This window comes from Tichowtungia aerotolerans (assembly GCF_009905215.1).
In the GTDB taxonomy this organism is placed as follows: domain Bacteria; phylum Verrucomicrobiota; class Kiritimatiellia; order Kiritimatiellales; family Tichowtungiaceae; genus Tichowtungia; species Tichowtungia aerotolerans.
Genome location: NZ_CP047593.1, coordinates 1,313,738 through 1,327,458, shown reverse-complemented (window position 1 = coordinate 1,327,458; position 13,721 = coordinate 1,313,738). Strand labels below are relative to the sequence as shown.

General features: G+C 54.0%; 13 protein-coding genes. 10 read left to right on the top strand and 3 right to left on the bottom strand.

Going from position 1 to position 13,721, the window contains the following annotated elements; all coding sequences use genetic code 11:
• Window positions 1-79 precede the first annotated feature (79 nt).
• The 8 genes from GT409_RS05615 to GT409_RS05580 all read left to right on the top strand — a co-directional run bounded on the left by GT409_RS05615 (window position 80) and on the right by GT409_RS05580 (window position 7,001).
• On the top strand, window positions 80-619 hold the full coding sequence (locus tag GT409_RS05615) for a hypothetical protein (RefSeq protein ID WP_160627766.1): 540 nt from the start codon (window positions 80-82) through the stop codon (window positions 617-619).
• A 2-nt stretch (window positions 620-621) separates the two neighbouring features.
• Window positions 622-1,395, top strand: coding sequence for an HD domain-containing protein (locus GT409_RS05610; protein ID WP_160627764.1), 774 nt, complete (start codon window positions 622-624; stop codon window positions 1,393-1,395).
• Between the two features lie 77 nt (window positions 1,396-1,472).
• Window positions 1,473-2,795 carry a cell envelope integrity protein CreD gene (creD, locus tag GT409_RS05605; RefSeq protein WP_160627762.1) on the top strand — a complete coding sequence of 441 codons (1,323 nt, stop codon included), beginning with the start codon at window positions 1,473-1,475 and terminating at the stop codon, window positions 2,793-2,795.
• 66 nt (window positions 2,796-2,861) lie between these two features.
• Window positions 2,862-4,142 carry an MFS transporter gene (locus tag GT409_RS05600; protein WP_160627760.1) on the top strand — a complete coding sequence of 427 codons (1,281 nt, stop codon included), beginning with the start codon at window positions 2,862-2,864 and terminating at the stop codon, window positions 4,140-4,142.
• 132 nt (window positions 4,143-4,274) lie between these two features.
• Window positions 4,275-4,703: an L-fucose mutarotase gene (fucU, locus tag GT409_RS05595; RefSeq protein WP_160627758.1), complete on the top strand. Its 429-nt coding sequence runs from the start codon at window positions 4,275-4,277 to the stop codon at window positions 4,701-4,703.
• A 336-nt stretch (window positions 4,704-5,039) separates the two neighbouring features.
• On the top strand, window positions 5,040-5,675 hold the full coding sequence (locus GT409_RS05590) for a response regulator transcription factor (RefSeq protein ID WP_160627756.1): 636 nt from the start codon (window positions 5,040-5,042) through the stop codon (window positions 5,673-5,675).
• A gap of 68 nt (window positions 5,676-5,743) precedes the next feature.
• Complete coding sequence (gene hisC, locus GT409_RS05585; protein ID WP_160627754.1) at window positions 5,744-6,808, top strand: histidinol-phosphate transaminase; 1,065 nt, start codon at window positions 5,744-5,746, stop codon at window positions 6,806-6,808.
• Window positions 6,801-7,001 carry a DUF6485 family protein gene (locus tag GT409_RS05580; protein WP_160627752.1) on the top strand — a complete coding sequence of 67 codons (201 nt, stop codon included), beginning with the start codon at window positions 6,801-6,803 and terminating at the stop codon, window positions 6,999-7,001. The genes hisC and GT409_RS05580 overlap by 8 nt, the downstream gene beginning before the upstream one ends.
• A 51-nt stretch (window positions 7,002-7,052) precedes the next feature.
• Here the strand turns inward: GT409_RS05580 and GT409_RS05575 are convergent, their stop codons facing one another.
• The 3 genes from GT409_RS05575 to GT409_RS05565 are packed head-to-tail and all read right to left on the bottom strand — an operon-like array spanning window position 7,053 to window position 12,207.
• Entirely contained in the window at window positions 7,053-9,137 is a 2,085-nt protein-coding gene (locus GT409_RS05575) for a hypothetical protein (protein WP_160627749.1), read from the bottom strand.
• Window positions 9,138-10,454, bottom strand: a complete 1,317-nt coding sequence (locus GT409_RS05570) for a DUF1501 domain-containing protein (RefSeq protein ID WP_160627747.1) — start codon at window positions 10,452-10,454, stop codon at window positions 9,138-9,140.
• A gap of 13 nt (window positions 10,455-10,467) precedes the next feature.
• Window positions 10,468-12,207: a DUF1553 domain-containing protein gene (locus tag GT409_RS05565; protein ID WP_160627745.1), complete on the bottom strand. Its 1,740-nt coding sequence runs from the start codon at window positions 12,205-12,207 to the stop codon at window positions 10,468-10,470.
• 387 nt (window positions 12,208-12,594) lie between these two features.
• Here GT409_RS05565 and GT409_RS05560 point away from each other — a divergent pair, with 387 nt between their 5' ends.
• Window positions 12,595-13,143 (top strand): ArsR family transcriptional regulator, encoded by a 549-nt coding sequence (locus tag GT409_RS05560; protein WP_160627743.1) that lies wholly within the window; start codon window positions 12,595-12,597, stop codon window positions 13,141-13,143.
• Window positions 13,144-13,191: 48 nt separating this feature from the next.
• A complete protein-coding gene (locus tag GT409_RS05555) occupies window positions 13,192-13,644 on the top strand; it encodes an FKBP-type peptidyl-prolyl cis-trans isomerase (protein WP_160627741.1) in 453 nt (150 codons plus the stop codon).
• Window positions 13,645-13,721 lie beyond the last annotated feature (77 nt).

Below are 13,721 nucleotides of genomic sequence, written 5' to 3'. Positions count from 1 at the left end.
TCCCGTTTCGAGTGGAAATTGTGCGAGAAAATCTATTTGATGTGCCTGTTTTATCAAGCTCTTTCGGGAAGGAAAGCAGATGTCATCTTTAGCAGTGATCGCATTAATTCTGGGTGTGTTGGCCCTCGGTGGAGGCTTTTTGGCGGCCAAAGCTCCGGAGTTGGTGCGCCGGGGAATGGAAAAATATCCGCGCAGTGTCTGGCCGGGTCGCATTCTGCTGGCAATCGATATGGGGTGGGCGGCATATGCGGTCAATCTGATGCATTTGGGCGGATTTGATGCCTGGAAGGTTCATTTAATGTGGCTGACACCGGTGCTGATCATTATTGGTGCTGTTTATTTGGACGAGATGCTCTCTGTCCGTGCGCTTGGCGGCTTTCTGCTGCTGGCGGCGGGGTCGATGCTCGACGCCGCCCGCTGGCATCCGTCGCTGTGGCGGCTGGTCATCACTGTGATCGCCTACCTCTGGATTGTGGCCGGACTTTTCTTTGTATTGGAGCCGTGGTGGTTCCGCCGGGTGATGCTTCGCTTTCAGTCGTTGCCTGCCATTCGGACGGCCGGCATCTCCAAGGCGGTCTTCGGCGTTGGGCTGATTCTGCTGGCTTTGCTGGTATACTGATCATGACGCCTGCAGAACTCCAGGTCGTCGCAGACCGTTGGCATGCATTTGTAGACCGCTTCCGTGTAGACGGTGCGCTGTCGCCGATGATGCAGCTCAAGCTGGAACATTCGGTGCGGGTATCTGCGGATGCGCTCGCGATTGCAGAGGGCGAGGGGTGGCCGGACGACGAGAAACAACTTGCCGAGGCCATCGGGCTGCTGCACGACATCGCCCGCTTCCCGCAGTTTGAGCAGTACCAGACCTTTTCCGATGCCGACTCCATTGACCACGGCGACCTCGGTTTCCAAACCTTGGAAAAAGAAAATCTGCTCGGCGAGCTGCCCGCCGAAATACAGTCGCTCATTCTGCATGCCGTGCAGCATCACAATAAAAAAGATCTTCCGACCGCCATGGCCGGTGCGGAAGAAAAATATCTGCGGCTCATCCGCGACGCCGACTGGCTCGATATTTTCTTCGTCTGCTGGGAGGTAATCGCCTCCGGCAAAATCCACAGCCAGCCGGAAATCATGATGAATATCGACTTTAACGGTCCACCGACCGACGTTGTTGTCGATCAGTTTCATCGCGGTGAAGCCATCAACTATCAAAACCTCAACAGCATGGCTGACCGATTCATCCTCCAGCTCAGCTGGATGCATGACCTCAGCTACGCCGCCTCCAAACGACTCGTCTGCGACCGCAGCATCCTCGACAAATTTATCGATGTCCTGCCCGTCAAAACCGATTCCCTTTTGCGTTGCTTTGAGGTTACTGCAAAATTTCTAAACACTTAGCTATCATTAATAACTCACAATTGAACGTGACTTTAAATGTGCGGTCGAATGTAAGGGATTAGCAAAAGGGGTGAGAAATGCAGGATCGAATGTTTTTCAAATTACTGATTTTGGGTGGCGTCTCCATTCTGATGCTGGTGGCTCTGAAATCTATCGGAGGAGTTACTCATGAACGCAAAGAGCGCCAGCTTGAGGTCGAAAAAGATATTGCGTCGAGTTATGCAGGACCTCAATTGGTGGTTGGGCCGTTTGTGGTGATTGACTATCAGGAAACCTGGCTGGAGCGTCAGTATAACGACGAGAAGAATTTGTGGTATGATCAGGAATGTTCCGCTCCACGGTCGGCTCTGTTTTATCCGGAAACCCTTTTCTATGATGGCAATCTAGCAGTTCAGGAGCGCTATCGAGGCATCTTTAAGGCGAATGTGTTCCGAAGTACAGGTCAACAATCCGGAGTGATTTCTTTTCCGGATCAAAAAATATTGCATACACAAGAGAAGTCCATTGTTGAGCCGACAGCAGCAAGAGTGTGCATGTTGATCAGTGATCCTCGAGGTATTGCATCGGTTTCCGATCTCAAATGGGGAGAGCAAGCGTTAAAGGTGGAAGCAGGTAGCCGATTCCGGGATTTAAAGGGAATTCGTGCCGAGATCAATGATGTGTCATCTCTTTGGAATCAGGAGTTTAATTTAGCTCTTGATCTGGATCTCAACGGTACCGGGCAGATACGTTTTGTTCCGCTTGGTTCGACGAATCGTTATAAGCTGGCATCTGCCTGGCCGCACCCGAGTTTTATTGGAGATTTTTTAGCGACAAATCGATCGGTTTCTGACACTGGATTCAGTGCGGAATGGAATGTGAATGAGTTGGCCTGTTCTGCCCGGCAGGAACTCAGCGCAGGACAGTTCAGTAAACTGCAGGCTTTTGGTGTGGCTTTGATTGATCCTGTAAATCCGTATCCGATGACAGATCGCGCGCTGAAGTATGGTTTCCTTTTTATCTTCATTACGTTCGCCGCCTTTTTTCTGTTTGAACTCATTCGTTGCTTAAAGATTCATCCGATCCAATATGGATTTGTCGGTCTGGCGCAGGCCTTGTTCTTCCTGTTGCTGCTCAGCTTGTCCGAGCATATTGGATTTGGAGTCGCTTATTTGGTCGGAACCCTGGCTACGGTTGGTTTGATATCTGTCTATCTATGCAGCGTGCTGAAAGGGTTAGGTCGTGGCCTTCTTTTTGGCGGCATTCTGTCTGTGTTGTACGCAGTTCTTTATGGACTCCTCCAATCTGAAGATCATGCGTTGGTGGCCGGGACGGTTTTGCTGTTCAGCCTGTTGGCGCTCATTATGCTGCTGACGCGCAAGGTGGATTGGTACAATCTCGACGGCTCTGCAAAGCAGTAACTTGGAGCGGACCGGATGGCTTTGGGCTTTTCAGGGGTCTGAAAGCGGGTATGGTCAAGGGCTGTTATGAATCTCGACCCGAAAATCCAGAAACGGCTCCGGCTGATTATTTACACGCAATGTGTCGGCACAGTGAGTATGGTGCTGCTGCAGAACGGGTTTGTGCTGACCTATGCCCTGAAGCTGGGAATTCCGCCGCACGGGATTCTTCTGCTGTTTTCCATGCAGCCGTTGATCGGCATGCTGCTGACACTGCCGCTGGCTTATGCCGCTGACTGTTTTGGTAAAAAGCGGATTGGAGCTTTTGGTGCCACACTGTCGGCGATCGGGTTTCTGCTGCTGCCTGCTGCCGGTTCGCTGCCGTGGTCTTCGGGAGCTCTTTGGCTGGGAATTCTGGTGTTTTCTGTCGGGATTGCCGCGAATACTGCCAGTTGGTTTGCGTTGTTGAGCCCGATTATTCCGGCAGAAGTCCGGGGTCGGTTTTTTGGGAAACTGCGGGTGTCGTGGCAGACTGTCGGTCTGATTTTTTCACTGGTGGTGGCCGGTCTGTTGAAATGGCGCGAATCGATATCGCTTTATCAGTTGGTTTTAGTGATTGCCGGTCTTCTGCTGGTTGTGCGGCGATGCCTGTATACGAAAATTCCGGAACTTGAGCCGCAGCGCGCAAAAGGAGACGGGTTCTTCCGGTCGCTGGGCCGCGTCATTAAAATCCCGGGTTACATGTCTTTCTGCTGCTATCTGTTCCTGCTGGGGCTTTTTACCGGCGCATCGGTCACACTGTTTGGGTTGCTTGAAAAGCAGGAGCTGGGCTTCAGCGACAGCCGGATTGTTGTGATGGGAAACCTGCTGGCGATTGGGTCGATCGCCGGATTTTTTGTCGGCGGAAAAATGGTGGACCGATTCGGTACACACCGGGTTTTCCTTGTGACGCATGGTCTGTTTGCCGTGGCTCTGACGGGCTTCTGCATTCGTGGACTGCTTCCGCTGGATCCGGTATGGTTGGCCGGCCTCATGACGATTACGTTCGGCATGGTGAATGCCGCCTTTGGGATCGCTGCTTCGTCGGAAATGCTGGCGCTGATTCCGCCCGAGGATAAGTCGCTTTCGACCGGCGTTTACACCACGCTGACCTGGGCCGGGGTGGCGGCCTCCAACCTGCTGGTCGGCCAGACGCTGAGGCTGGGAGTACTGAGCCCGGAGTGGCAGCTGGGAACATTGACCTTGAGTGCCTACGACACCATTCTCCTCGGAAGCGCCATTCTGATGGGGCTTTCGAGTGTGACGCTGGGGCTGGTTCCGTCGGTTCTCAATGTTCGCAGCCAGAGCCTTCCGAATCCGCGGCGGTGAGTTTCCAAACCTTGGACAATGAATGGGGTGCAGGATCAACCTGCTTCCAATGTTTGGAAAAATGGCGGTACATTCTGAACGTCATGGATGGTTCGGTGCGATAGTTTGAACGGATCAACAGGAGGGTTGAAGATGCTGAAAGGAATTTCGCCGGTACTGAGTCCGGAATTGCTGAAAATTATGATGGAGATGGGGCATGGCGATGAGCTGGTGCTGGCCGATGCCCATTTCCCGGGGCACACATTCTGCGAAACGGTTGTGCGGGCGGATGGAATTCGGATTCCTGAGCTGCTCGAAGGGATCATTCCGCTGTTCGAGCTCGACAGCTATGACGATCCGCTCATCATGATGGCGGCGACAGAGGGGGACGCTCTTGATCCGGCAGTGGAAGAGAGCTATATGGCAGCTGTCCGAAAAAATGTGCCCAATGCGCCGGCAGTCAAGCGGATGGAACGCTTTGCGTTTTATGAGCGCGCTAAAAGGTCGTATGCCTGTGTGATGACCGGGGAGCTTGCGAAATACGGAAACATTATTCTGAAAAAAGGGGTGACGCCCGTATAGTTGTTCAGTTGCGCATAGACGTTTCGCGGCGGATTACGCATCGTCTGTGAGCTTCTGCAAACCAGAGCTGGTCGCTTTCGGAAAGATCGTGCAGCCAGCGCATTCGATCGGGGAGCGGCTTTTGACGGATTACAGAGAAAACACATGTTTCCTGTGGAGTTCCGAACGGACACGCTGTTAATATTCCAGTCAAACACACATGGGGATCTAATTGCATCCCAAAGAGCCTGAAACATCCCAGAGAAGACTTAAACTGTTTAAAATACGGAAAATCACGTATATTTGAGGTCCAGTTTTCATTTCTTCGGGTGAGGATCAGCGGTACTTTAACCGGCTATGACCGGCTTTGTTATTATTGAAGATCAGCAGATGGTCTGTGAGATGCTCGCAGAGTTCATCGGCAAAACCATGCCCGGATTTCAACTGTCCGGGTGTGCTCTTGATTCCAAAGGAGGTTTGGCGCTGTGCCGTCGGGTTCGGCCGCAGCTGGTGCTGCTCGATATTCATATTCAGGGCGCCGATGGAATTGAAACCGGTCAGGCAATTGTCAATGAACTGCCCGAAACACATGTTATCTTAATTTCCGGAGACTGTTCTCCTTATAACTGCTATCGCATCTCCGAAAGCGGTATTCGGGGGTTTGTTGATAAGATGCAGCCGCTGAGCGAGTTGAACGAAGCGATTGAACAGGTGATGGCTGGAGGTTCCTGGTTTTCGGCATCGTATGAGAAAACCCGCCGCTCATTCGGAAAAAACCCCAATGCATTCTTTAAAATCCTGAGTGCACGCGAGCAGGAGGTGCTGCTGAAAGTTGCCCGCGGGGATAATGACGACGAGATTGCAAGGCATCTGAATATCAGTCGCCGTACGGCGGAAACGCATCGCTACAATATCACCAAGAAGCTGGGCCTGAGCGATACATCCGCTCTGCGCAAGTACGCAATTGAGTTGGGGATGTGGAGTCCTCAATAAGATACTGCGCCTCGAAAAGCAGATTGGACTCTTGCCGTTTCCTGCCTTCGTGGTAAAACAGGCGGCTTATGAAAAATCTGATTCGAAAATCTGTTCAGGCTCTGGATGGCTATGTGCCCGGAGAGCAGCCGCAAGGCAGCGATGTGGTTAAACTCAACACCAACGAGAACCCGTGGCTCTGCTCCGTGGAAGTGCACGACATCCTGCGGGAAATTGATATGGCCGCTTTGGCTAAATATCCCGACCCTGTTTGTACCGAAGTGCGTAAGGTGATTGCTGAAAACCTCAGCGTTGGCATCGGCAACATTTTTGCGGGGAACGGCTCGGACGAGGTGCTTGCTCTCTGCATTCGCGCATTTGTAGAGCGCGATGGCGGATCGGTCGGTTTTTTCGATCCGTCCTATTCGCTCTATCCGGTACTGGCGAATATCGAAGATGTCGAAACCCGCCCGGTGGCGCTCGACGAAAATTTCGGGTGGCAGATGCCGGACGGATACGAATCCTCCGTTTTCTTTCTCACCAACCCCAATGCCCCGACGAGCCTGCTGTTCCCGAAAGAAAAAGTTGAGGAGTTTGTGTGTTCTTTTCCCGGTGTTGTGGTGATTGACGAGGCCTATGTCGACTTCGCGTCTGAAACCTGCATGGATCTGGCGACCCAATATAAAAACGTGCTGGTTTGCCGCACGCTTTCCAAATCCTATGCGCTGGCAGGCATTCGTTTCGGGTACTGCGTTGGCGATAAGGAACTCATTGATGCACTCTATAAAATCAAGGATTCCTACAACGTGAATACGCTCACGCAGGAAGTTGCGCGGGTGGCTCTGCTCGACCATGGCACCATGGAGGCCATTACCACTGCCGTTAAAAATTCGCGTAAACTGATGACTGAAGAACTTCAGGCACTAGGTTTCGATGTGCTTCCGTCCGAAACCAACTTCCTCTGGGTAAAGCCGCCGAAACCCGGCGCAAAAAAAATCTTTGAAGAGCTCAAAAAGCGCAATGTCTATATTCGGTGGTTCGAAGGGGATCGCACGGGCGATTATTTGCGCATCACGGTTGGTTCCGATGCACAGACCATGCTGCTCGTTGAGGCTCTGGAAGACATTCTTGGAAAAGGAAAGAGCGATGGCTGATTGTCCGAACAAAGAGAAAAACCTGAAAGACTGCACCTGCACCTATTCCTGCGGCAAGCGCGGTCTCTGCTGTGAATGCGTTGCCCACCACCGCGCCTCCGGCCAGATCCCCGGGTGTTTCTTCACCAAAAACGGCGAAGCGACCTACGACCGCTCCATTGCCGCGCTGGCTCGCGACCACGGCATTTGTTAGTGGGGAGCCGGCCGTTCCAATCCCTGGAAGAAAATGTTCCAGGGTTTGGATCTATTCCTTTTCCTCTTCGTAGTCGAGCAGGCCTTCGACTGTTTTAGAGTAGAGATCTTCTGTGAGGAGCCGTTCCTGATAGAGCCGTCCAATCTGTTTGATGCGGCTGACTACCTGTTTTTCCTGCCGGGACTTTTTGTTGAAGCCCTTTTCCAGGTCGGTCAGGTCCGGTTTGTCCGGCAACGGAATTTCATCCTCAGTCGACGGCGCATAATGGTAGGCCAGCAGTTCCTGTGCGGGAACCAGATGACGCCATAGAAACGCCTGCATCCAGTCTTCAGCGGGAACCGCGCGGCGGACCCGTTTATCGCCGTTAATCGTTGCTGTGCCGATAATGTTGACGGCAACCGGTCCGTCCCAATTCTTTTTCGTCGTCTTTATGGAGAAGCGCACTTTTTCGTCCTCTGGGGCGATCAGAACAGGCATGCCGAGAATTTCTTTATCTGCCGAATCGAGGTCCAGCATCACCGATCCGTCAAAGCCGTCTTTGCGGATAATGAACACCTCCAGACTGCCGGCGTTTTTCTGAACGGTAATTTTTGAAGGCACCGTGCGCAGTGCGAAGTCGGGCTGCGGCGGGCTGAGCCGCAGGCGGTAGGTATAAGCATCGCCTCCCTGTCGGGCGGTGTCGGTCAGGTGCAAACGATAGGTTCCGGCCGCGGGAAGTTTGATGCGCAGATAAGAGTCGGCGTGGTGGGTATTCAGACCGGAGCCGGGGTCGGAGTGGTCGTCGTTGAATGCGATGATCTGATCGTTATCATCGGTCAGGTAGATGATGGAATCGAGCGGTGAGTCGAGACGGCGTGCGTTGACTTCAGCGACAACCATGCAGCTTTTGTCGACACTGAAGCGGTAGACATCTTTATCGCCGGGTTTTTCAATCCGACCGTTGATGATGATGGGCAGGTCCACTTTTTGTGCTCCGGCAATCGGATTTTTCTGTTCTTCGCATTCAGGCAGTGTGTCGAGGGCAAACGGGATATAGTTGGACAGGGCGTCTCCGCGGTCGGCGGCGACATAGTGAATGCCCGGTCCGGCCTCGGTGCCGGGACTCCGAAGTTTGGCCAGGCCGAGATTCCATCCGGTGAGCGTCGGGCGGAACTCACTGCCGGCGGTTCCGCCGGGCGGGAAGACGCTGGTGATGAACGGCAGCTGCCCGATCGTGATACGATACACGAAATCTTCGCGGCCGCGGTAGATGGAATCGTGAATGGAAAGAATGTATTCGTCAGTTTCAAGGACTTCGTAGAGCAGGGTGGGGTCCGGCTTGAAACGGAAATCGTCGTTGAACGCCATTTCCTTGCCGGCGGCATTCCGCAGCGTCATCACCGGCTGGAACCAGCCGGGGACTGCGTCGGCGATATATGGAACCAGCTGCCGGGCCAGCGTTGTGATGACCAGCCGGTCGCCTTTATGCGCCTGGAACCGGTAGCGGTTGATTTCGCCGGAGGCGATCTGTCCGTTGACGGTGCAGGGCAGGGAAATGGTTTTTTCTTCCTCTTCCGGGGGGCGGTTACGCTGGGCAAGATGTTCTTTGCCCAGTGTTTGGAACTTGGAGATCTTCATGGCCCTGCGGGAGGTTTCCGGCAGCCGTCCCACGTAAAACGAGAGCGGGTTGGACGCTCCGCGGGATGTGAGCAGACGGATTTCGCGCCGGCCGGGAAGCGCGTTCTTGTCGATGGTTACTTCGAGCAGAACCACGGTGGCCAGCGATTGGCTGGCTGGCTGGCGCTGGTCTTCGTCGATCCGCTGCTGGATGCGATCGGCAATTTCCCGGACCTCTTCGTCTGCAGCGCTTTCCTCTTCTCTGATGAGTTGCAGCTGTTCTTTCATCAGCCGCATATCGTTGTTATTCATCCGGCGCAGGCAATCGATCACTTTGACGGTCACGCCTTCGCCGGAAACAAGGGCTCCGCAGACGCTTTCAATGCGCTGCCCGCCGATTCGGACGGGAACCATGGTTCCCTGCTGTCCGCCGGCCGGATAGACATAGCCGATATATGCGTCCCGCGAGGCCTGTGCGCCGGCATCTGCTGCCAGCAGTATGCAAAGCCCCGCAACCAGAGAAAGAAACCGTTTCGCCATTTACATAATCTCCGTTAACAGTCCTCCGGACTTTACCGTTCCGGATACTTCCGGCAGGACCCGGGCTTCGAGCCCCAGCGGATGCGGCAGCTGTCCCGCAGGGTCGATGCCTGCCAGATGATAAATGCTTCCGAGCAGATCCACGGGGTAAACCGGGCGTTCATTGACTTCCTCCGCCTTTTCGGTGGAAGAGCCGACCACCTGACCGCCGCGGAATCCGCCGCCGGCCACGAGTGCACTGAAGACCGCGCCATAGTGGTTTCGTCCACCGTTCCACGGGGGCTGCCAGTCGATTTTCGGGCCGCGGCCGAATTCTCCGCAGCACCAGACCAGAGTGCTGTCGAGCAGGCCGCGCTGGGAAAGATCCTCCAGCAGAGCCGCCAGCCCCTGATCGAGTTGCGGGCATTGCTGGCGCATACGGGCAAAGTGCCCTTTGTGGGTATCCCATCCGCCGGGGTAGTTGATGACAATATAGGGAACCCCGGCTTCCACAAGGCGACGGGCGACCAGGCATTCCTGTCCGAATTTATGACGACCGTAGCTGTCGCGCAGTTTTTTGTCTTCTTCGGAGAGATCAAAAACCTTTTTGCCGGCCCCGAGAATCAGTTCGTAGGCCTTTTCCTTGCTGAAATAGGCATGATCCAGAACCGGTGAAACCAGGGCCCGGCCCAGGGAATCCGTCGTGGCCAGCAGTTCGCGCCGGGCGATCTGCCGTTCGTCGCTGATGCCTTTGGCGACCACGCCTTCCACTTCGAATCGCGCGGCATTGGGATCGCCGCCGGTGGCAAACGGTTTGTATTTTGGCCCCATGAATCCTTCTTCAGAGAAGCGGCCCTGCGGTTCGGTCAGCACGACGTATGGCGGGATGAGGCCGTTATAGTTCTGTCCTTTGAAATGGGAGAAAACGGCTCCGATGCTGGGGTAGGCCAGTCGTTCATCGCGGGTGTGGCCGGTCTGCATGTAATAGGCGGCGGTTTCATGGCCGTTGATGCCGTGGGTCATGCTGCGGATCAGTGAATATTTATCGGCCTGTTTTGCCAGTTTCGGGAAAAGCTGCCCGATCTGAATGCCGTCCACATTGGTTTTCAGGACATCCGGGAAATCGCCCATGTAGGCACGGCCGGTGCCTGGCTTCGGATCCCACGTGTCGTTGTGGGACATTCCGCCCCACAGGAAAACCTGAATTACAGATTTGGCTTTTGCGTGATCTGTCATCGCCAGTGCCGCCGGGGCGGCCTGCAGTCGGTTGCTCAGCATGAGCCCGCCGGCTCCGCAGAGTCCCTGCGCCAGCATATTTCGACGTGTTATGGGTTTCATCGCGGGTTCCTCCCTAGTGACGATATAAAAATTCCGGACTGTTGATCAGGGCCCAGGCAATATCGATCCAGTCTTTCATGCGTTCATCGTCCGCAGCTTTGTAGCGCTGCCAGTACGCTTTTTTTTCTTTCGGGGTCAAATGCCCTCCGGGACGTTTCGGCGGCGGTTTTGGATTGGCAGTATTGCCGTAGGTCAGCATGGTTTCGGTTTCCGCCGGGGTTGGGGGGCGGGACAGAATTGACAGATAGAGATTCTCAACGATCTGTTCCGGTTTATATTTGCGCAGTGTCATCTCCCGCAGGTTGGGGCCTTTTTCCAGTTTTTCCTGGATATGTCCTGAGTTCAGCATATGGCGCCACTGCGGTGCGGAGGTCTGGTTGTCGCGTTCGTTCCACATGCCGGTGGCCCGTGCCGAGCGGCCGAACAGGGCGAGGAACGGGCTGGTGATGCTGCCGTCGGCGATGGCAACCGCGGCCTGATCTTTCGGAATGTAGGTGAACGGTTCCGGGATGGCGCTGGTGTAGAGGTCCGAAGATCCGGTAATCGCGTTGACGGCATCGATCAGTACTTCCGCCTCCAGCCGGCGCAGCGGATATGCGCCAAACTGTTCAAAGGTCTGCGGCTGTTCCGTATTGGAGACCGAGGAAAGCTGGTAGGTTCTGGAGTTCAGAATCTGCCGGATCAGTCTTTTCATATCATATTTATTTGCGGCGAAATCCTGTTCCAGCCAGACCAGCAGTTCGGGGTTGGACGGCGGGTTGTCTTCGCGAATGTCGTCCGGCTCATGAATAATGCCGCGGCCAAGCAGCCAGGCCCATGTGCGATTGACCAGGCTGCGGCAGAACCACGGGTTTTCCGGAGTAATCAGCCAGTCGGCAAACACTTCGCGCGGGTCGCGGTCCGGAGTCAGTTCCACGGCGGTGCCGTCCGGGAAAAATGCCGGCTGCGGCTCCCGGTTGATCTGTGGCGGCTGGTTGGTGTTTTTTTCGACGACAACGGTCGTGATTTTTGCGCTGCCGGGAGCGCTGTTGCCTTCGGTTTTGGTGGTGCCCAGCGGATCCCAGAACACATATTCCTCTTTCCACTCATTGGTGGGTTTATAGCCGATCTGCGAGAAAAAAGCCGATAGGTTCGCCAGTTGTTCTTTCGGCCACTCTTCGGCGCGTGCTCCCATGAAGGTCAGTGCGACGACCGTGGCAATGCCTTCCGGGGTTTTGTTTTGTATGGCCCGGTAGAAATTGACCGGACCCACCCGGAAATTGCTGCCGCTGGCAGTGAGCATTTCGCGAACCATCTGATCGTACGGCATATCTTCAGCAATCGCGGTGTGAACCCAGTGGTGATAGGCCTGAGCGGCGTTCGGCCACAGGTTGATCGGAAATTCGGCTTTGACCCGCAGGATATCGGCCCATCTCATCGACCAGTAATCCGCAAATTCCGGACGGGCAAGCAATTCATCGATCAGCTCGCTTCGTTTGTTTTTAGAATAAGGCGTGTTGATAAACCGGCGTACTTCTTCGGCCGTGGGAATTTTTCCAAGAATGTCCAGATAGGCCCGGCGCAGAAAGACGGCGTCAGAACAGAGAACGGGCTCAATATTCAGGGATGCCAGCTTCTTGAACACAATCCGGTCAATCTGGTTGGCCGGCTGTAATTCTCCCTCGCGTTCGAAGACAGCAGTGGATTCTTCCATGGCATTGGCCGGGAGCACTGCCATCAGGATCGCCAGAATAAACCATATGGATTTTTTCATGCCGTTACCTGTGCAAAAATTGTTGTCTCTAGCGCCTTATTATATTCCGAATATCTCGTAACCCGGCATAAAATGTTCAGAAATTTTAAGTAAAAATGCGTACAGATTTTACAGGATCATGCTGTCCAGAAAGAGAGCTTTCGGGGCGAACCCAATGGGAATATTAATTTTTCAACGATTGGAACCGGAGAAGGTTTTCTCAGAGCACATCGGTCTGCGGCGTACTTCTTCCCTGCAGTTCAATGATTCCATACCGTGTTATTGATTCATGATCAATGCGAAGGGAAGCATGGTCCCATACATTTAAATCTACGGGATTCTCTTCTTTATAATCGCCTTGTCACAATATCTTTATAAAAATAACCTGCAGATGAACAGGAGTGCTTGATGAATCCTTGTCCGACCCTTTGGAAGACCTGCCGTGTGATTGCAAATGAAACCCGCCTTCAGCTGTTATGGCTTCTTTTTTCGAAAGGTGAACTGACGGTGACGCAGATTGTGACGGAGACCGGTATGTCTCAGCCGAATGCGAGTAACCAGCTGAAAGCACTTCGTGAGACCGGGCTGATTGTTTGCCGCCGCAACAAAATGAAAGTGTTTTACCGCGCAGAAGCCAATCCGGCCGCAGCGGTTGTTCCGGACATTCTGGAAGCATTGCGGGACTGTTATGAGAAGTCTGTTGCGCTGAAAACGCTGATCCGTCACGCCACAGCATTTACGCACGAGCGGCGGATTGAAATTTTCCGGGCGCTTCACGGGACGTCGCTGACGGCGCCGGCGCTACGGGATGCGACCGGCATGTCCCCGTCTGCCCTGTGGCGCCATCTGGAAAAGCTGGTTCGGCGGGGATACGTCAAGGAAGCAGATCACGCGTATCGCATCGGCGGAGCCGGAAATACACTTGGGCGGACGCTGCTGAAGCTGGCGGTTCATTAACATTTAGAGTTTCTGCGCAGCTTTTTTGCATGTTAAAAGTATTTCTTCATGGGACGTCAAAAACACAACAATAAGAACGCCGGCAAAAAACGGGGACGCGGCGGCGCGGGCCAGAACCGTGCGGAGACCGAAGCTTTTCTGAAGAAAAACCGGCAAAAAACGGATGTAATCGAAACGTCCAGCGGTCTTCAATATGCTGTTCGCGAAGAGGGAACCGGCAAGCAGCCCGACGAATGGAGTACGGTGGAAGTCAATCAGCGTATTCTGCTGGTCGACGGCACGGTGATCAAAGACACTTATCACAGCGTTGAGACCGATCGCTTTACGATCGAAGAGGCCATTCCCGGATTGAAAGAAGGTCTTCAGATGATGAAAGAAGGCGGGAAAACCCGCTTTGTAGTTCCTCCGGACCTGGCTTGGGGCAAGCGCGGCGCCGGCGACAAAATCGGTCCGTACGCTGCTCTCATCTTTGACATTCGGCTGGAAAAAGTAATCCACTAACCGTTATCCACAGGAATTTCTTTGCTGCGGGGAATCCTGATTCTGGCATATGAAATGCTTTTAGTCGCTCCTTTATC

What these genes read in the sequence shown, in the direction of transcription:
- GT409_RS05615 (WP_160627766.1), top strand. Translation starts at nt 80, where the DNA reads ATGTCATCTTTAGCAGTGATCGCATTAATTCTGGGTGTGTTGGCCCTC.
- GT409_RS05610 (WP_160627764.1), top strand. Translation starts at nt 622, where the DNA reads ATGACGCCTGCAGAACTCCAGGTCGTCGCAGACCGTTGGCATGCATTT.
- creD (WP_160627762.1), top strand. Translation starts at nt 1,473, where the DNA reads ATGCAGGATCGAATGTTTTTCAAATTACTGATTTTGGGTGGCGTCTCC.
- GT409_RS05600 (WP_160627760.1), top strand. Translation starts at nt 2,862, where the DNA reads ATGAATCTCGACCCGAAAATCCAGAAACGGCTCCGGCTGATTATTTAC.
- fucU (WP_160627758.1), top strand. Translation starts at nt 4,275, where the DNA reads ATGCTGAAAGGAATTTCGCCGGTACTGAGTCCGGAATTGCTGAAAATT.
- GT409_RS05590 (WP_160627756.1), top strand. Translation starts at nt 5,040, where the DNA reads ATGACCGGCTTTGTTATTATTGAAGATCAGCAGATGGTCTGTGAGATG.
- hisC (WP_160627754.1), top strand. Translation starts at nt 5,744, where the DNA reads ATGAAAAATCTGATTCGAAAATCTGTTCAGGCTCTGGATGGCTATGTG.
- GT409_RS05580 (WP_160627752.1), top strand. Translation starts at nt 6,801, where the DNA reads ATGGCTGATTGTCCGAACAAAGAGAAAAACCTGAAAGACTGCACCTGC.
- GT409_RS05575 (WP_160627749.1), bottom strand. Translation starts at nt 9,137, where the DNA reads ATGGCGAAACGGTTTCTTTCTCTGGTTGCGGGGCTTTGCATACTGCTG.
- GT409_RS05570 (WP_160627747.1), bottom strand. Translation starts at nt 10,454, where the DNA reads ATGAAACCCATAACACGTCGAAATATGCTGGCGCAGGGACTCTGCGGA.
- GT409_RS05565 (WP_160627745.1), bottom strand. Translation starts at nt 12,207, where the DNA reads ATGAAAAAATCCATATGGTTTATTCTGGCGATCCTGATGGCAGTGCTC.
- GT409_RS05560 (WP_160627743.1), top strand. Translation starts at nt 12,595, where the DNA reads ATGAATCCTTGTCCGACCCTTTGGAAGACCTGCCGTGTGATTGCAAAT.
- GT409_RS05555 (WP_160627741.1), top strand. Translation starts at nt 13,192, where the DNA reads ATGGGACGTCAAAAACACAACAATAAGAACGCCGGCAAAAAACGGGGA.